This window comes from Ruminococcus sp. NATIVEDY161 (assembly GCF_045819895.1).
Classification (GTDB): domain Bacteria; phylum Bacillota; class Clostridia; order Oscillospirales; family Acutalibacteraceae; genus Ruminococcoides.
The window spans coordinates 823,011-841,645 of the sequence record NZ_CP162392.1 but is presented as its reverse complement, the minus strand read 5'-3'; the positions used below and the strand labels follow the sequence as shown (position 1 = coordinate 841,645).

Annotated in this window: 15 protein-coding genes; 10 read left to right on the top strand and 5 right to left on the bottom strand. The window is 47.6% G+C overall.

Features of this window, described 5'->3' with window-relative positions:
- The first annotated feature begins 169 nt into the window (after positions 1-169).
- The 5 genes from AB1I50_RS04010 to AB1I50_RS03990 all read left to right on the top strand — a co-directional run bounded on the left by AB1I50_RS04010 (position 170) and on the right by AB1I50_RS03990 (position 5,826).
- Entirely contained in the window at positions 170-1,483 is a 1,314-nt protein-coding gene (locus tag AB1I50_RS04010; protein WP_407724962.1) for a carboxyl transferase domain-containing protein, read from the top strand.
- Positions 1,484-1,507: 24 nt separating this feature from the next.
- The gene (locus AB1I50_RS04005; RefSeq protein WP_407724961.1) at positions 1,508-1,870 is read left to right on the top strand and encodes a biotin/lipoyl-containing protein; all 363 of its coding nucleotides are present in this window, start codon (positions 1,508-1,510) and stop codon (positions 1,868-1,870) included.
- Positions 1,871-1,882: 12 nt separating this feature from the next.
- Entirely contained in the window at positions 1,883-3,286 is a 1,404-nt protein-coding gene (locus AB1I50_RS04000) for an oxaloacetate decarboxylase subunit alpha (protein WP_407724960.1), read from the top strand.
- 84 nt (positions 3,287-3,370) lie between these two features.
- Complete coding sequence (locus tag AB1I50_RS03995; RefSeq protein ID WP_407724959.1) at positions 3,371-4,726, top strand: sodium-dependent transporter; 1,356 nt, start codon at positions 3,371-3,373, stop codon at positions 4,724-4,726.
- Positions 4,727-5,004: 278 nt separating this feature from the next.
- A complete protein-coding gene (locus tag AB1I50_RS03990; protein WP_407724958.1) occupies positions 5,005-5,826 on the top strand; it encodes a zinc ribbon domain-containing protein in 822 nt (273 codons plus the stop codon).
- Between the two features lie 51 nt (positions 5,827-5,877).
- On the opposite strand, the gene AB1I50_RS03985 is transcribed toward AB1I50_RS03990, so the two are convergent.
- From AB1I50_RS03985 to AB1I50_RS03965, 5 genes are all read right to left on the bottom strand, one after another.
- Positions 5,878-6,801 (bottom strand): alpha/beta hydrolase family protein, encoded by a 924-nt coding sequence (locus tag AB1I50_RS03985; RefSeq protein WP_407724957.1) that lies wholly within the window; start codon positions 6,799-6,801, stop codon positions 5,878-5,880.
- An 86-nt stretch (positions 6,802-6,887) separates the two neighbouring features.
- Positions 6,888-7,979, bottom strand: a complete 1,092-nt coding sequence (locus AB1I50_RS03980) for an ABC transporter substrate-binding protein (protein WP_407724956.1) — start codon at positions 7,977-7,979, stop codon at positions 6,888-6,890.
- 48 nt (positions 7,980-8,027) lie between these two features.
- Positions 8,028-8,837 (bottom strand): ABC transporter permease, encoded by an 810-nt coding sequence (locus AB1I50_RS03975; protein WP_407724955.1) that lies wholly within the window; start codon positions 8,835-8,837, stop codon positions 8,028-8,030.
- Complete coding sequence (locus tag AB1I50_RS03970) at positions 8,837-9,628, bottom strand: ABC transporter permease (protein ID WP_407724954.1); 792 nt, start codon at positions 9,626-9,628, stop codon at positions 8,837-8,839. The genes AB1I50_RS03975 and AB1I50_RS03970 overlap by 1 nt, the downstream gene beginning before the upstream one ends.
- 2 nt (positions 9,629-9,630) lie before the next feature.
- The gene (locus tag AB1I50_RS03965) at positions 9,631-11,046 is read right to left on the bottom strand and encodes an ABC transporter ATP-binding protein (protein WP_407724953.1); all 1,416 of its coding nucleotides are present in this window, start codon (positions 11,044-11,046) and stop codon (positions 9,631-9,633) included.
- A 339-nt stretch (positions 11,047-11,385) separates the two neighbouring features.
- Here AB1I50_RS03965 and AB1I50_RS03960 point away from each other — a divergent pair, with 339 nt between their 5' ends.
- From AB1I50_RS03960 to thyX, 5 genes are all read left to right on the top strand, one after another.
- Complete coding sequence (locus AB1I50_RS03960) at positions 11,386-14,940, top strand: alpha-amylase family glycosyl hydrolase (RefSeq protein WP_407724952.1); 3,555 nt, start codon at positions 11,386-11,388, stop codon at positions 14,938-14,940.
- A gap of 207 nt (positions 14,941-15,147) precedes the next feature.
- On the top strand, positions 15,148-16,014 hold the full coding sequence (locus AB1I50_RS03955; protein WP_407724951.1) for a transporter substrate-binding domain-containing protein: 867 nt from the start codon (positions 15,148-15,150) through the stop codon (positions 16,012-16,014).
- A 6-nt stretch (positions 16,015-16,020) separates the two neighbouring features.
- A complete protein-coding gene (locus tag AB1I50_RS03950) occupies positions 16,021-16,665 on the top strand; it encodes an amino acid ABC transporter permease (protein ID WP_407724950.1) in 645 nt (214 codons plus the stop codon).
- 11 nt (positions 16,666-16,676) lie between these two features.
- Positions 16,677-17,486 carry an amino acid ABC transporter ATP-binding protein gene (locus tag AB1I50_RS03945; RefSeq protein ID WP_407724949.1) on the top strand — a complete coding sequence of 270 codons (810 nt, stop codon included), beginning with the start codon at positions 16,677-16,679 and terminating at the stop codon, positions 17,484-17,486.
- Positions 17,487-17,826: 340 nt separating this feature from the next.
- Positions 17,827-18,633, top strand: a complete 807-nt coding sequence (gene thyX, locus AB1I50_RS03940) for an FAD-dependent thymidylate synthase (RefSeq protein ID WP_407724948.1) — start codon at positions 17,827-17,829, stop codon at positions 18,631-18,633.
- The last annotated feature ends 2 nt before the right edge of the window (positions 18,634-18,635 follow it).

Sequence of the window (18,635 nt, the reverse complement as noted above, 5' to 3'; positions counted from 1 at the left end):
GGCGCGGCTTTTACCGCGCTTTTTTTGTTTGAACTTAGCGATAAATTTCAAAATAAGACCTTGTACTTTGACATATTTTGAGTTATAATATACATTAGATTAAAATGTATTATGAGAAGTTTGGCTTTTAAGCGAATCTTTGAAGCACATAAGAATCGGAGGAATCAAAATGAGTATTGAAAAAATCAATGCCGCAAAGGAGCAAATCGCCTCAACTTCCGCTTACAAAACTCTCACCGAGTTTTTTGACGAGGGAAGCTTTTGCGAGCTCGACGCTTTTGTAAAATCGGGCGACGGTCTTGCGGAGGTAACCGCAGGCAGCGGAACAGTAGAGGGTATGCCCGTTTACGCTTTCGCGCAGAACAGCGACATTTCGGGCGGAGCGCTCAGCTCTGCACAGAGCAAAAAGCTCAAAAAGCTCTATTCGCTCGCGCTCAAAACAGGCGCGCCGGTGTTCGGCTTTTACAGCAGTATCGGCGGCAGACTTAAGGAAGGCACAGACCTTCTCGGCGGCTGCGGCGAGGTGCTTAAGCTCGCTTCAAAGGCTTCGGGCGTAGTTTCGCAGGTGTCGGTTGTAATCGGTGACTGCCTCGGCACAAACGCTCTCAGCGCAGTCAGCGCGGATTTTGTAATTATGAGCGAAAAGGCACAGCTCAGCCTTGACGTTACCGGTAAGAACGCCGGTTTGGACTTTAACTTTTCACACGGCAACGTTGCAATAAAGGCAGAGGACAGCGCAGACGCTGTCGCTCAGGCGCGTATCCTTGTACCTTACCTGCCTTCAAATAACCTTGTTCCCGCCGCTGAGGCAGAGGCAAACGAGCCCGACGGACTTTCGGGCAAGTGCATTGTCAGCAAGCTCGTTGACGGCGGCACAAAGCTCAGACTTTTCGAGGGCTTTGGCGACAACGCGCGCGTAAGGCTTGCAAGGCTCAACGGTCAGGTTGTAGGCGTTGTCCGCACAACAGGCGGCATGCTCGACTGCAAGTCGGCTCAGAAGGCGGCAAAGTTTGTACGCTTCTGCGACGCATTCTCAATCCCCGTAATCACCTTTGCGGACTGCGAGGGCTTCGAGTGTCTTAAGGGCGCTTCAAAGCTTACAGCGGCATACGCCGAGGCTACTACGATTAAAATTTCGGTGATCGTAGGCAAGGCTATCGGTTCGGCTTACATAGCGCTTGCAGGAACAGGCGCAAACGCAGACGTTGTTTACGCTCTGCCCGACGCGGTTGTTTCTCCCGTAAATACCGAGGCGGCGGCGTTCATTATGTCGCCCGAGACCATGAACGTTCCCTTTTCCGAGCAAAAGGCGGCTGCCGATAAGTTCGCAGGGGAAAACCTTTCAGCTTTCAACGCCGCTCAGAACGGCTATATTGACGGTATTTTTGCCGAGGAGGAGCTCAGAGACGCGCTTGTTTCAGCGCTCGATATGCTTGCAGGCAAGAGGGTTCCCACCGTCGCTAAAAAACACAGTACAATTTGAGATTAAATAAAGGGGTAATTAGCTATGAAGAATTTAAGAATTACAGTAAACGGCACAGCCTATGACGTACAGGTTGAGGAGCTCGGAGAATCCGCTGCTCCGGCGGCTGCAGCTGCTCCCGCGGCAAAGCCCGCGCCTGCCGCAAAGCCTGCCGCTCCCGCAGGCGCAAAGGGCAGTGTTGAGATTAAAGCTCCTATGCCCGGCACGGTTGTAAACGTTGTTGTAAGCGCCGGCCAGGCTGTTAAGTCAGGCGACGACCTCGTGTTTATCGAGGCTATGAAGATGGAAACTCCCGTTAAAGCTCCGCAGGACGGCACCGTTGCTACCGTAGAGGTTGCCAAGGGCGAGGCTGTTGATTCGGGCAAGGTGCTCGTAACACTTAATTAAGGGGATACTGCAATGGCAAAAAAGATAAAAATTACAGAGACCGCTCTGCGCGATGCACATCAGTCGCTTATCGCAACAAGAATGACGACGGAGGATATGCTTCCGATTCTCGACAAGCTCGATAAAATCGGCTACTATTCGCTGGAGTGCTGGGGCGGAGCGACATATGACGCCTGCCTGCGCTTCCTTAACGAGGACCCGTGGCAGAGATTAAGAACTATCAAGGAGCACTGCCCCAACACAAAGCTTCAAATGCTTTTCAGGGGACAGAATATGCTCGGCTACCGTCACTACGCAGACGACTGCGTTGAGTATCTGGTACAGCGTTCAATCGCAAACGGCATTGACATTATAAGAATTTTCGACGCGCTTAACGATATTAAAAACCTTAAAACCGCAATAAACGCCGCCAATAAAGAGGGCGGCCACGCTCAGGTTGCAATCAGCTACACCACAGGTCCTGTTTTCACCGACGAGTACTATGTGGAGTACGCAAAGAGAATTGCCGACGCAGGCGCGGATTCAATCTGCATTAAGGATATGGCTGCGCTGCTCACCCCGAGCAGAACCGAAAGCCTTGTAAAGGCGATCAAAACCGCTCTGCCCGAAATGCCCCTGCAGCTTCACACCCACTACACCTCTGGACTTGCCTCTATGTGCCTGTTAAAGGCGGTCGAGGCAGGCGCAGACGCAATCGACACCGCAATCAGTCCGCTCGCTCTCGGCACATCGCACGCACCTACCGAGTCAATGGTAGCGGCTCTTGAGGGTACCGAGTATGACACTGGGCTGAGCATCCGCGAGCTTGCGGAAATCCGCGCATACTTTATGACTCTGCGCGAAAAATATATCAAGAGCGGTCTGCTCGACCCCAAAATGCTCGCGACCGACGCAAAGGCGCTTATCTACCAGGTTCCCGGCGGAATGCTCTCAAACCTGCTTTCTCAGCTTAAACAGGCAGGCAAGGAGGATAAGCTCAACGAGGTGCTCGAGGAAGTACCGCGCGTCCGCGAGGACTCAGGTTATCCGCCGCTCGTAACTCCCACATCGCAGATTGTCGGCACTCAGGCTGTATTCAACGTAATCACAGGCGAGCGTTACAGTATGTGCACACGCGAGTTCAAGGGTATGGTAGCAGGCGAGTACGGCACAACTCCTATGCCGATTGACCCCGAATTTCAGAAGAAAATCTGCGGCGATATGGAGATTATCCACGGCAGACCTGCCGACAGGCTCGAGCCCGAGCTCGATAAGCTCAGAGGCGAAATTTCAGAGTGGATTGAGCAGGAGGAGGACGTATTGTCCTACGCTCAGTTCCCCAAGGTTGCGCTCGACTTTTTTGAAAAAAGGCGAAATTCAAGGGTAGGAATCAACGGCGAAAAGCTTGATAAAGAGAAAATGATTCACCCGATGTAATTGTTCTGTAAAAAACGGGCTGACTCTAACTCGAAAGGAGCGCGGAGTCAGCCCTTGTTATTTGCTTTTTAGGAGAGGTTATTTATGGAGAGGGAAGGTTTCAAATCCCGTCTCGGATTCATACTGGTAAGCGCAGGCTGCGCTATCGGTATCGGAAACGTGTGGAAGTTTCCGTATGTCGCCGGACAAAACGGCGGCGGACTGTTCGTGCTTGTGTACCTGCTGTTTTTGGCAATTATGGGAATTCCGATCCTTACAATGGAGCTGTCGCTCGGCCGCGCAAGCCGAAAAAGTATAGTTCAGGCTTACAAAAAGCTCGAGCCCAAGGGCAGCAGATGGCACATTCACGGCTGGTTTTCCCTTGCCGGAAACTACCTTTTGATGATGTTCTACACCTCGGTTTCGGGCTGGATGGTCGACTACGGCTGGAAGTTCGCGACAGGCGGCTTTTCGGGAGTCAGCGCAGAGGGCGCGGATAAGGTATTATCCGATATGCTCTCAAATCCCATAGAGCTGACAATTTTTATGGCTATCACCGTTATTCTCGGCTTTGCGGTCTGCGCCGGAGGAGTTAAAAACGGCTTGGAGCGCGTGTCAAAGTGGATGATGATTGCACTGCTCCTGCTCATCGTGGTGCTCGCGGTCAACAGCGTGTTCCTCGAAAATTCGGTTGAGGGCTTGAGGTTCTACCTAATGCCCGACTTTAGCTCGATAGAAAAGGTCGGACTGTTCAACATTGTCAGCGCCGCTATGAGCCAGGCGTTCTTTACGCTGAGCTTAGGTATAGGAAGTATGCAGGTTTTCGGCAGCTATATGTCAAAGGACAACACGCTTGCGGGCGAGGCGATCCGCATTACCGTGCTCGACACCTTCGTTGCGATAATGAGCGGACTGATTATCTTCCCGGCATGCTTCAGCTTCGGCGTTGAGCCCACACAGGGGCCGTCGCTGATTTTTGTAACGCTCCCGAAAATCTTTATAAATATGCCTGCAGGCAGATTGTGGGGAACGCTGTTCTTCCTGTTTATGAGCTTTGCAAGCTTTTCAACGCTGACCGCGGTGTTTGAAAACATTATTTCGAGCTGTATGGATAACTTCGGCTGGAGCAGAAAAAAGTCCACGCTGATTAACTGCGTATTTATGCTCGTAATGAGTATGCCCTGTCTGCTCGGCTTTAACGTTCTGTCCGGCGTTCAACTGTTCGGATTGGATATCCTCGGAATGGAGGACTTCATAGTGAGCAAGCTTCTCCTGCCTCTCGGCTCGCTGATAATCCTGCTGTTCTGCTCATTCCGCTTTGGATGGGGCTTTGACAATTATCTAAAAGAGGCAAACACGGGCAGCGGAATGAAACTCCCCAAGGCGTTGGCTCCGTATTTCAAATACGTCCTGCCGCTGCTCTTGCTTTTCGTCTTTGTAACAGGCTTTATTCAACAGTAATATAAGAACTATATAATCAGAAAACCGCTGTACAAAAATGTACGGCGGATTTATTTTTTATATTGAATAATTAATTATTATATGATACAATAAAGTTGCCAAATAACTCAAATTCAATATATCATTTCAGTTTATGTTTTTTCATGTAAAAAGCATAAGCTCTTTTCTGCATAACTGAAATGGTATGTTGAGTTGTTTGGCGACAATACGGAGCTGTATGTTTTTTGTGCGTACAACTTCGCGTTGTGCGCATTTTTTAGTTTAGGAGGAAAGATTAAATGAAATGTAAAAAATGTGGAGCAGAAATAAACGATAGTGTTAAATTCTGCACAAACTGCGGCGCAGAAGTTTCAAATAAAACTCAAACTGTTAAACAACAAGCGCAGAACGTTACACGTGCATTTGAAACGCCTGTTAATCAAGCAGTTGGCAATCAGACTGCAAACGGAAATCAAGCTCCGATAAGCGAAAAACCAAGGAAACCATGGTATAAAAGATGGTGGGTATGGCTGTTGATGGGACTTGGTACAATTATTCTAATGTTTAATATGACCTGTACGTGCGCTATGTTTATGCCGAGTTCTTCAACTAACTCAAATACATCTATTTCAAAAGCGACGGAATCAGATAAAGCTGTAACACCAACAGAAAAAACAAATGAAAAGCCTACTGAGAAAGTTACAGAAAAACCAACGGAGATTTCAAAAACAAATGAAAATATAGAAAGAGATTTTAAGTCAAGCTGTAAAAGTATTGATTTTGAAACTCTTTCAAGGAATCCCGACAAATATAAAGGTAATAATTTTGTATTAACCGGCGAGGTTATTCAGGTTACAGAATCATCGTGGCTTAATAAAACTGTTTCTTTAAGGATAAATATTACAAAGAACGAATATGAGTATATAGAATCTGATCCGTATTATACGGATACTATATACGCTGAAGTCGAAATACCAGATGGAGCGGATAGAATACTTGAGGATGATATTATTACATTTTGGGGTACTTGTGATGGTATGTATTCATATACAAGTGTTATGGGTTCAAAAGTATCATTACCCAAAATAGATATTAAATATTTTCAGATTGAAAAAAAATAAAAACAACCGGCTCAAATTAACGAGCCGGTTTTTACGTGCGTAAATATTTAATTAGCAGTTCTTATACAAATATTCCATAGCGTAGTCTGCCGCCTCGTCAAGCTCCTTGCTGCCGAAGCCGTGACCTGCGCCGTTAATCAGCTTCATCTCGCAGTTGGGGATAAGCTTTGCCGCCTGCTCGGTTACGGAAGGGAGCACAATGTTGTCCTCAGTGCCCTGAATAATAATCACGGGCTTTGTAAATTCGGAAAGGTGCTCGCGGACGTCATAATTCCACAAATCCTTGCCGAACGCTTCACCGATTACCATATCGTTTACAATCTCCATCGTTCCCGAAATGCTCTCGTAGGACGGATAGGCGCGGTGTACAAAGTCATACATTCCAAACGCCGGATAAAGCAAAATCATACCCGCGATTTTGTCCTTAAGACGAACGCCCGTAATCGCGCTGACAAGTCCGCCCTGACTTCCGCCTTGGAAGAAAATTCTGCTTGTATCGACAAAATCCCAAGTTTGAGCGGTGTTGAATACCGCTTCAAGGTCGGCGGATTCCGTCATAACCGACATATCCGTACTCTTGCCGTCGCTTTTGTTGGTGTCGCTGCTTTTCGTACCTCCGCAAAAGTCAAAGGTGTATGCCGCAACGCCGATTTTCGCGTAATGCTCGGCGTAGCCGATACCTGCCTCGTGATTGGTTCCGAGACCGTGGCAGGTGATGACGAGCGGACATTTTTTGTTTGTGTCGGGGATATAGGCGATACCGTAGATTTTATTGCCGTTGTTCTCGCACCAAATCTCCTTTGTCTTAAAGGTGTAGGTCGTGCCCTTTTCAAGCGCGAGGGCTTCTTTTTCTTTAACTGTTGAAGAAGCTTCCGCCGGGCCGCTTTGCGGCTTGCTTTCTTCGGATGAACATCCGCACAAAAGCGACGTACAAATAAACAGCGCGGATAAAATAATTGCTGTTGTTTTTTTCATTTTTCACCTCAAAAAATCATACCGGCTCGCGCCCCAAATCGGAGCGAGCCGGCTTGTTGTTGCTTTACGGAATATTACCGCGATGCTTAGTTTGTCGATTGAATTTTCAGGAACTGCTCCTGCATATAAGCGTAAACCTCGGGGTCAACGTCGCTGAAGGTGTAGCACTTGTTGACGTACTCGTCGCTCGGGAAGGTGAGCTCGCTGTTTTTAATATCATCGTCAAGATATTCAAGCGCACCGTCGTTGGGAGTACCGTAGAGCAGATACTTGCAGTTTTCAGCGGCGATCTCGGGCTTGTGCATAAAGTTGATGAACGCCTCGGCGTTTTCCTTGTTCTTGCAGGTTTTCGGAATGCAGAACGAGTCGTAGAAAAGGTTAGAGCCGCTCTCGGGGAAGGCGTAGTCGAGGTTTTTGTTATTCTCCATAATTACGGAGATGTCTCCTGCATAGTAGGGAGCGATAGCAGCCTGGCTGCCCTCCATCTCGGTGAACACCTGATCCATAACGTACTTTTTAACAAGCGGCTTTTGCTCTCTGAGCTTTGCTGCAGCCTTGTCAACATCTTCTTTTGTAAAGTTCGAGGGGTTGATTCCGCAAAGCTGCATCGCGATACCCATAGCGTCGCGGCTGTTGTTGATCATAAGGATCTGTCCCTTAAGCTTAGGATTCCAAAGAGCTTCCCATGAAGTGGGCTTCTTATCAACCTTGGTTTTGTCGTAAATCATCGCGGTTACACCCCAGTCGTAGCAAACAGTGTATTTGCCCTCGGGGTCGCAGGGGAGTTTTTTGAAGCGTTCGTTGATGTATTTGTAGTTCGGAATGTTATCGAAGTTAAGCTCCATAAGCATATCCTCGCTCTTGAGCTTTGTCACCATATACTCCGACGGAACAATAACGTCATACTCGGCGTTGCTGTTCTTGAGCATATTGTAAAGCTCCTCGTTGGTATCGTAGGTAGTGTAGTTTACCTTGATGCCTGTTTCTTTTTCAAACTCAGCCACAACATCTTTAAGTCCGTCCATACCGTTGGCAACATAGTCGCCCCAGTTGTAAACGTTTACTTCTCCCTTGTTCTCGGAAGAACCCGAACCTGAACCGGAACCGCAGCCGGCAAACAGCGCGGCAGAGGTGCAGACCATTACGGCACAAAGAACAAAGCTGATAATTTTTTTCATTTCCCAATCCTCCAGTTAATATAATTTATAATAAAGGGTATTTGCAGATTATTTCATTTTGCCCTTGACCTTTTCCTCGCGGCGGTCGCGCAGGTTAATGATAACCATAATGATGATAATCGCCAAGAAAAGCAGGGCGGACAGCGCGTTTACCTTAGGCGGAATCTCGCGCTTAAGCATAGCGTAAATCTCGGTGGACAAATTCTGGAACTTCGTACCCTGAGTAAAGTGGGTGATGATAAAATCGTCCAGCGAGTATGTAAAGCTGATTAAAAATCCCGAGGCAATTCCGGGCATCAGCTCGTGAATAACAACCTTAAAGAATGCCTGCCGTTGGTTGCAGCCGAGGTCAAGAGCCGCGTCGTAAATGTTCGGATCCATCCGTTTAATCCTCGGCATTACGTTTAGCACCACAAACGGCACGCAAAAGCTGATGTGCGACAGCAGAACCGTGACAAAGCCCATCTGAAAATTAAAGATAACTCCCAAAAACGTAAAGAGTAGCATAAGCGACATACCCATTACGATATCGGGGCTGATGATGGAGATGTTCGAGATGTTCTGAATAATCGCGCGTTTTTTGCCCTTGAAGTTGCTTATTCCAATCGCCGCGGCTGTTCCCAAAATCGTCGCGAACAGCGACGCGAGCACCGCAATCAAAAGCGTGTTGACAAGCGCGCCCATCAGGCGGTTGTCGTTGAACAGCGCCTCGTACCATTTGAGCGAAAATCCCTTCCATACAATGGTTCTTCCGTTGTTAAAGGAAAAGAAAATCATAACGCCGATCGGCGCGTAAAGGAAAAACATTATAAGCGCAAGATAGATTTTTGAGAGGAAGCCGTTTTTTCTGCCGTTCATTACGCAATCGCCTCCTCATCGCCAAACAGGTTCATTATGACTAAGAACACAAATATAAATACCATCAGCACAAGCGACAGCGCCGACGCCATATTCTGGTCGGTCATAAAGTAGCTTTCGATGACGTCGCCTATCATTTTGTCATCGTTACCGCCGAGGTACTGAGCCACAAGGAAGGTACTCGCGCTCGGCACAAATACCATCGTAATTCCCGAGATAATTCCCGGAATACTCAGCGGAAATACAATCCTGCGAAAAACGTCAAAGCCGTTTGAGCCCAAATCCTGAGCGGCTTCAATCAGTCCGCCGTCAATTTTGCTCATAACCGTGTAAATCGGGAGCACCATAAACGGCAGGTACTCGTAAACCATTCCGACAATTACCGCGCCGGTGTTGTTGATGTACTTTCCGTGAATTCCGAAAAACGACATCACCTGGTCGACCGGACCGTTGTCCTGAAGCAGAATAATCCATGCGTAAATTCTGAGCAAGAAGTTCATCCACATCGGAATCATCAGCAGCATAATCACCGTCCGCTGGGATGAGGGCTTCATTTTGGTAATCATATACGCCAAGGGGTATGAGAGCACAAGGCAAATCAAAGTGGAGATAAACGCAATCCAAAGCGATTTGGTAAATACTCCGGTGTGCTCAAACGCCTTTTGGAACGGCTCGAGCGAAAAACTGCCGTATTTGTTCGTGAAAGCGCTGATACAAATCATCACCAGCGGTATCATCGTGAATACGAGCATCCAAATGATGTAGGGGATAGAGAGCTTTTTTGATTTCATACTCAGCCCTCCGCGTCCTGTAAAACTTCAAACTTCGCCTTGTCAAAGTCAAAGTTCAGCGGAACATAGGTTGCAACCTGCTCGTCAACGTCGCTGAGCATAAGCCACTTGCGCTCATCGGATTCAAGAATAATCTCGTTGTGCTCGCCCTTGTAAACGACGGATTCAATATAAACGTCGGTCAAATCGCCGTCGCCGTCACCTGCAAGCGAAAGCGCGTCGGGCGGCAGGGTGATTTTAAGCTTCGTGCCCTGCGGATAGTAACGGTTTTCAACCGTTACGGTCTCGCCCTCAAGCTCAAATTCAAATGTATTCGAGCTTTCGTCGGCGTAGCTGACTTCGGTTTCTATTATATTATCGTAAAACGGCAGCAACTTATTCATAATCTGAATATTAAACGGAACAACGCACATTCCCACCTCGCTGCCGATTTCGGCGCTTCTGGTGGACTGAACGATAATTTCGCATTTGCCGCAGCGTATGCTCATCTCGTAGTGGACGCCCTTAAAGGTCGTGCTCTCGACAATTCCCGTAAGCTGTCCCTTTTCGGGCGGAGTGATGATGATGTCCTCGGGGCGGATAACAACGTCAACGGGGGTGTTCCTGCCGAAGCCCTTGTCAACGCACTCAAGCTCCTTGCCGAGAATTCTGATACGGCAGTCGTCAATCATCGTGCCGTTTAGTATGTTCGCCTCACCGATAAAGTCAGCGACAAAGGCATTGACAGGCTCGTTATAGATATCCTCCGGAGTGCCGACCTGCTCGATAACGCCGTTGTTCATTACAACAACCGTGTCGCTCATCGTCAGCGCTTCTTCCTGGTCGTGAGTTACATATATAAAGGTTTTCTCGGTCTGGCGCTGAATTTCCTTGAGCTCAATCTGCATGCTTTTTCTAAGCTTCAGGTCAAGCGCTCCTAAGGGCTCGTCAAGCAAGATTACATCGGGATCGCACACAAGCGCTCTCGCAATTGCTACTCTCTGCTGCTGACCGCCCGAAAGCTTGGTGACAGGGCGTTTTTCGTAGCCCTTAAGGTCAACCGTCGCGAGCATTTTTGTAACCTTTTTCTTAATCTCAGCCTTCGGAAGCTTTTTAAGCTTCAAGCCGAACGCCACGTTGTCAAAGACATTGAGGTGCGGAAAGAGCGAATACTTCTGAAAAACCGTATTAACATTCCTTTTGTTAGGCGGAGTGCCGTTGATTTTGCTGCCGTCAAAGATTACGTCGCCGCTCTCGGGCTCAACAAAACCGCCGATAATCCTGAGCGTGGTGGTTTTTCCGCAGCCGCTCGGACCTAAAATAGTTACAAACTCTTTTTCGTGAATATCAAGGTTTATGTGGTTGAGTATAACCTCGCCGTCAAACCTTACGAAAATATCCTTTAAGGATACAATTACCTTTTTCTGATTGTTTTCCATCTATGCACCCCTGTTCAAATGGTGTGCTTTGAGACTATTTTATATTTAGTCTACAAAACCATTATAGATTATATTCTAATAAAACGCAAAAGTCAATCACTTTATAATTACATTTAAATTGTATACCGTTTTTTCGGGCGTAAAATTGACAAAATTTTATCAATGTTTCGGGATATTAAAATTCTCAAATGCAATAAATTTTTAAAAACAAACTGTCTATTTAGTACAAATTGCAAAAATGCACAAAAATTCTGTTATTAATTTGTAATATAAAATATGTACATTTGCAAATCAATTTGTTATAATAATAATGAATTAAAATGAAAGGATGGTTTTTTGATGAAAATGTTCAGAAAACTTGTAAGTGTAGTTGCTGCTGCAACAGTACTTACATCTTCTCTCGCGTTCACATTTTCTTCAGGAGCGGCTAACATCGCTCCCGAGGAGGACGCTGCTGTCGCAAGCTCTCCAAACCTGCAGACGAACCCTCAGAACGGTGTAATTCTGCACGCCTTCAACTGGTCTTATAACTCAATCAAAGACAACCTGCCTGCTATCAAAGCGGCGGGCTACAGTACCGTTCAGACATCTCCGGTACAGCAGCCTAAGGACTATGGTGCAGCAGCATCGGTCGGCAGCGAGTGGTGGAAGCCCTACCAGCCCGTAAGCCACCAGATTGCTCAGAAATCATGGTACGGCACAAAGGCAGACCTTACGGCTCTTTGCGCGGAGGCAGAAAACTACGGAATCAAGATTATCTGCGATATCGTATCAAACCACGTTGGTAACAACGACTCGGATACCGTTAAGGATCCCTTCGCTGTAAGCCCGCAGGTTAAGACTTATCAGCCTAACATCTACGCGGCAAGCGCTAAAAGCAGCCAGTTCTACCACAATGTTTCGGGCGATGTTTCCGACGGCGACGTAAAACAGTGCGTTCAGGGACATCTTACAGCTTGTCCTGACCTTAACACTGCAAACTCAACCGTACAGAACAACATCGTTAATCTTCTTAAAGAATGTATTGACTGCGGTGTTGACGGATTCCGTTTCGACGGCGCTAAGCACATCGAGACTCCTTCCGACGGCTCTTACGCTTCTAATTACTGGCCTACAGTAACAAGTGCGGCTAAGACCTACTACAAGAATAAGACCGGCGGCGATCTCTACATCTACGGCGAGATTCTTAACAACTGCGGTCCTTCTTCAAGAAAGTACACACACTACACTCCTTACATCAACGTAACAGATAACCGCACAGGTGACGCTATCACAGCGGCTGTTAACAGCAAGAATGCAGGCAACGCTACAAAGTCCAACTACACTGCTATCAGCGGTCAGAACGGTGACACAAACCTTAAGGCTTCAAACATCGTTCTCTGGTCAGAGTCTCACGATACATACGAGGGCAGCGCAGGTTCGGCAGGTATCTCAAATACCTCTAACCTCACTGACGACGTTATCACAAAGTCATGGGCTCTTGTAGCTGCAAGAAAAGACTCAACAGCTCTGTTCTTTGCACGTCCTGCTGCTAAGATGGGCCAGGCTTCTTCAAACACCACCTATAAGAGCGCTGCTGTTTCCGAGGTTAACAAGTTCAAGAACGCCTTTGTAGGCCAGAGCGAGTATCTCGGTTCTTCGGGTTCTGTTTCTTACGTAAGAAGAGGTACAACAGGTATCGTTCTTTCTAACGTAGGCGGTACTGCAGGCGCTACCGCTAACGTTAACATCAGCGGAACAGGTATGGCTAACGGCAGCTATGTTGATACCGTAACAGGCAACACCTTTACTGTATCAAACGGCACACTTTCCGGTACAATCGGCAAGTCAGGCGTTGCTGTTGTTTACAAGTCAACCTCTACTCCCAAGGCTACAAGCTCAAAAGAGTCCGGCGCTTTCGAGGGCGAGACTCTCACAGTTAAGCTCGGCCTTGAGAACGCTGTATCGGGTACATATGCTCTTGAGGACAGCGCTCCTGTAACATTCACAGGCACTCCCACAATCCGCATTGGCTCCGACTATAGCTACGGCGACACAATCACTCTCAACCTCACAGCTACAGACGCTGCAGGTCAGACAGAGAGCTATGTTTATAAGTATAAAAAGACCGAGCACTCAGGCTCAGGCGTTTATGTATTCTTCAACGCGGCTCAGAAGACAACTTGGAAGGGCCCGTTCAGCGCGTACATCTACGATGAGGTAACACACGCTACTCAAAATGCAACCTACTCCAACGCAGCAGGCTGGCCCGGCGAGGAAATGCAGTATGACGAGGCTTCAGGTTACTATTATGTAGAAGTTCCGTCAAAGGCATATAAGACCACAAAGAAATCCGACGGTACATCAACCGTATCTTCAGAGCTTGTTGATTTCAACCTTGGTACTTCTTCAAACACATACGTAATCATCTGCGGCTACTTGAAGAGCACCGGCGCAGAGACTCAGAGTTCTTCACAGAAGGGCCGGAAGCTCAACATGACAAGCCAGGTTTACGGCACAAAATGGGCAACAACAACTCTTGTTCCCGGCGGAAACGTTGAGGCTACAAACGTAACAAAGGGTGCCCCCGCTCCCACAACAGTTGCTCCCCAGCCCACAACAGCAGCTCCCCAGCCTACAACTGAAGTTCCCGAGCCCACAACCAATCCCATCAAGCCTACAGATCCCCAGCCCACAACTCCCGATCCCGGTAAGAAGTATTACTACGGCGACGTAAACGGCGACGGTATCTGCGACATTATGGACGCTACTATCATTCAGAAGTACGCTGCAGCAAAGACAACTCTCGACGCTCTCCAGCTCATCCTCGGTGATGTAAACAGCGACGGCATAGTTGATATTATGGACGCTACACTTATCCAGAAGTACGCTGCTGAGAGACCCAGCACAAAGAAGTGCGGTCAGGAGTACATTTCTCCCGACGTTCCCACTCAGCCGACAGAGGTACAGCCCACCGCTTCCGGCGAGGGTCTCACCGTAACAGCTAAGTCAACCTGCCTCTTCGACACAAGAGTAGAGTCATTCCCTGCTGATACAAAGCAGATTACAGTTTCATTCTATGTAAAGAGCTCAGAGCTCATGGTTAACGACCAGTGGAAGATCACTTGGGATCCCTCAGTTCTTAAGTACAACGAGGACGAAGGCGTTAACAAGAAGGATCTCGTATTTGACGGCGAGGTTCTCGGCACAACCTACTACAACACACCTATCACAGACCAGTCCATTATCAACGGCGCTAAGGTTGCTCAGGGACAGCTTATCGGTAACGTTTCCAACGCCGGTACATACTATCCCATGCGCGACACCGACGGCGACAAGATTGGCCTGCTCACAGTTACATTTGACGTTATCGGTTCAGGCTCAACCGAGGTTAACCTCGATATGGTAGAGCTCCAGACCAAGAACGGCCAGGTAATTATGTACAGCAAGTTCGTTGACGGTCAGACCTTCAACGGCACAACCCAGACATCAATTTACGCTGGCAAGTACAATCCCGATTTTGTAAATCCGGATACTCCCCAGCCTATCACTGATCCGCAGCCTGTAACAGACCCCGAGCCCACCGAGACCGATCCCGTTCCTACCGAATATGAGGAGAAGACCTTCCTTCTCACCGATAACTTCGGATGGGGCAGCGCATATGTATACGCTTGGGATGCTGACGGCAACGCAATCAACGGCGAGTGGCCCGGCGCAGCTCAGGCAGAAACAACAACAAACGACTACGGCGAGACACAGTTCATCTGCTGCGTTCCCGACGGAGCAGTCGGCGTTATCCTTAACAACGGCAGCGGCGCTCAGACAGAAGATATTACAGATTTTAGCCACGCAGGTTACTGGATGGACGGTTCTAAGAACGACCTCGGTCACTACCTCGTAACAGCTTGGGACTAATTGCTTAATATCAGCTGAATAATCAAATAATACTTCCCCCGTCTTTATGGCGGGGGATACTTTTTGCCAAAAATTCGAAAAACCGAGATTTACAGCGATTTTTCCTCTTTTTTTCTAAAAACCACTTTACTTTGTTAACGTGGTAATGTATAATAATGCTTGGTTCGTACAGAACGTATATATTATTTATAAACGGAGGACAACACTATGAAAAAAATAATCGCGCTTTTATTGGCAGTTTTAATGACTGTCGCGGTATTTGCAGGTTGCGGCGGCAACGGCAATGCTGGCAGTTCAAGTAATTCCGACAAGACAGATAACTCAAGCTCAGAGCAGAAGGCAGACGCTAACAGTGACTGGGGCTTTATCCAGAACAAGGGCAGCCTTAAAATCGGTATCACTTACTTTGAACCCATGAACTATATGAAGGACGGCAAGCTCACAGGCTTCGAGACTGAATTTGCCGAGGCAGTTTGCGCAGAGCTCGGCGTAAAGGCAGAGTTCCAGGAGATTGAGTGGGATTCAAAAGAGGTAGAGCTTAACTCCAAAACCATCGACTGCATTTGGAACGGTCTTACAATCACAGACGAGAGAAAAAATAATATGGACATCTCAACTCCTTACATGGCTAACAAGCAGGTTATGATTGTTAAGGCTGAGAACGCCGAGAAGTACGCTACAGCAGAAGGCGTTAAGGGCGCTAAGGTAATTGCCGAGGCAGGCTCCGCAGGCGAGGAAGTTGCAAAGGGCGATGAGTTCTTTAAGGAAGCAAAGTATACTCCTGCCGATTCTCAGGCAAAGGCGCTTCTCGAGGTTAAGTCAGGCACATCAGACATCGCAATCATCGACTATGTAATGTCAATCGGCACACTCAAGGCAGGCTCAGACTACGCTGACCTCAAGATTATCGAGTCAAAGAGCTTCTCACCCGAGGAGTACGGCATTGCGTTCAGAAAGAACAGCCCCCAGACTCTTGAAAAGGTAAACGCAGCAATCGCAACCCTCGCACAGAACGGCAAGCTTGCAGAAATCGCTGACAAGTACAGCCTCAAAGAGCAGATTATCGCAAAATAATTTATAATGGAACAATTCTTAAACGTAACCCACGAGCTCCTTTTGGGCTTTGCCCAAAACTGTGAGATTTTCGGACTGACCTTGCTTTTGGCAATTCCGCTCGGTCTGATAATCTCGATGGGCTCAATGTCAAAATTTTTACCCTTAAAGGGACTTGTAAGAGTAATAGTATGGATAATCCGCGGAACACCGCTCATGCTGCAGCTTTTTGTGGTGTTCTACATTCCCTCGCTCGTTTGGGGAATCTCGTTTGACCGTATGACTGCGGCGATTATCGCGTTTGTTATCAACTACGCGGCGTATTTTTCCGAGATTTTCCGCGGCGGAATCGAGTCAATTCCAAAGGGACAGTACGAAGCCGGTCAGGTGCTCGGCATGAGCAAGTCACAAATCTTCTTCAAGATTGTGCTTATGCAGGTTGTCAAGCGCATTACCGCGCCTATGAGCAACGAGATTATCACCCTCGTAAAGGACACCTCGCTTGCGCGTGTAATTATGGTGCCCGAAATGCTCAAGGCGGCTGAGCGCTTCACAATGACCGGACTTATCTGGCCGCTGTTCTACACCGGAGTTTTCTTCCTTATTTTCAGCGGACTTCTCACCCTTCTATTCGGATTTATCGAGAAAAAGCTCGATTATTATAAGATTTAGGGGGGATAGGTATGCCGTTTTTAAATGTAGAAAATATTCAAAAAAGCTTTGGCAGAACCGAGGTATTAAAGGATATCAGCTTTTCGCTTGAAAAGGGCGAGGTGCTGGCGATTATCGGTTCATCGGGCTCGGGCAAAACAACTCTTTTGCGCTGCCTGAACTTCCTTGAAACCCCTCAGCAGGGCAAGATTACCGTTGACGGCAACTTGCTTTTTGACGGAGATGACGATTCAAAGAAAAGCGAGTCGGCTATTCGCAAAAACAGACTGCACTTTGGAATGGTGTTCCAAAACTTCAACCTGTTTCCGCAGTATAAGGTTATCGAAAACCTAACCCTCGCACCCAAGCTTAAGGCAAAGGAGCAAATCCACCAGAGCGGAGAGTATATGGGCGTTACAAACATCAAGCAGGCAAATAAGCTTATTGACGAAGAGGCGGAAATGCTGCTCAAAAAGGTCGGACTATACGAAAAGCGCGGCTATTACCCCTGCAATCTCAGCGGCGGACAGCAGCAGCGAGTTGCAATCGCACGGGCGCTTGCGCTCCATCCCGACATTCTTTGCTTTGACGAGCCGACATCCGCGCTCGATCCCGAGCTCACCGGAGAGGTTCTCAACGTAATCAGGGGACTGAAAAGCTCCGACAGCACAATGATTGTTGTAACTCACGAAATCGGCTTTGCCCACGACGTTGCCGACAAAATTATCTTTATGGATAACGGCTTCATCGAGGAGGAGGGTACGCCCGGTCAGGTTATTGACAATCCGTCAAGCGAGCGCACAAAAGAATTTTTGGCTCGATTTAATCAATTTGGAGACTGATAAAACAGGAGATAACGGAAATTGCTTCCGTTATCTCTTTTTTATTTGATAGTAAATTACAACAAATTGTATAAATATAAAAGCAATTTAATTTCTACAAGCAGAAATATAAATAAAACTCTATCAAATAAAAAATTTGTATTGCCCGCTCAGTTGCGCACTGCGTGCGCACGAGCGATGGCTAAAAAAAGCATACGCACATCTGCGTACGCTTTTTTTGATTATCTATTGAAAAAAGCGTTGAAAAATGATATAATAAATCTAATTATGTAGTATAATTACTATAAATGCGTAAATTTGCAATTTTTGAGCAATATTAATTAATTCAGGAGGTAATTTTATGGCGGTAAAAGTAACCTTGCTCGCGCACACTCCCAACCCCGAGCAAACCGTGGCAATGGCGGCAAAGCTGTGCTATTCTCCGTCGGATATCGAAAATATCCGCGACGGCTTGACAGAGGAAAAGACAACCTCATTTTTGGATATGCTCACTGATTTAGGCCACGCCAGTCCTACCGAGCACGCTTCGTTCACCTTTGGAATTGAGGGAATTTCACGCGCCTGCTCGCATCAGCTCGTTCGCCACAGAATCGCCTCATACTCGCAGCAGAGCCAGAGGTATGTTGACGGCACGAAGTTCGACTTTGTAACTCCGCCCGAAATTCAAAACAATCCAAAGGCTCTCGCGGCTTACGAAAAGGCGCTTGAAGTTGAAGCGAAGGCTTATAAAGAAATCCGCGACAGCCTTGTTGCGGGATATATCGCAGGTTTTCTCGGAGAGGCTCAGCAGGGCAGTGATGAGGAAATTATGGAGAGCTTCAAGCAGAGCAACAAAAAGCAGTACTCCGCGTTCATCAAAAAAGCGAACGAGGACGCGAGGTTTATTCTCCCGAACGCCTCGACTACAAAAATTGTCTGCACCTTTAACGCGCGCAGTCTGCACAACTTCTTTGCGCACCGCTGCTGTAACCGCGCACAGTGGGAAATCCGCGAGGTAGCCGAGAAAATGCTCCTCGAATGTCTAAAGGTCGCGCCCACGCTGTTCAAAAACTGCGGGCCGGGATGTCTGTTCGGACCTTGTCCCGAGGGCAATTTGTGCTGCGGCAGACAGAAGGAAATGAGAGAAAAATACGGCAGACAGCCCTAAGA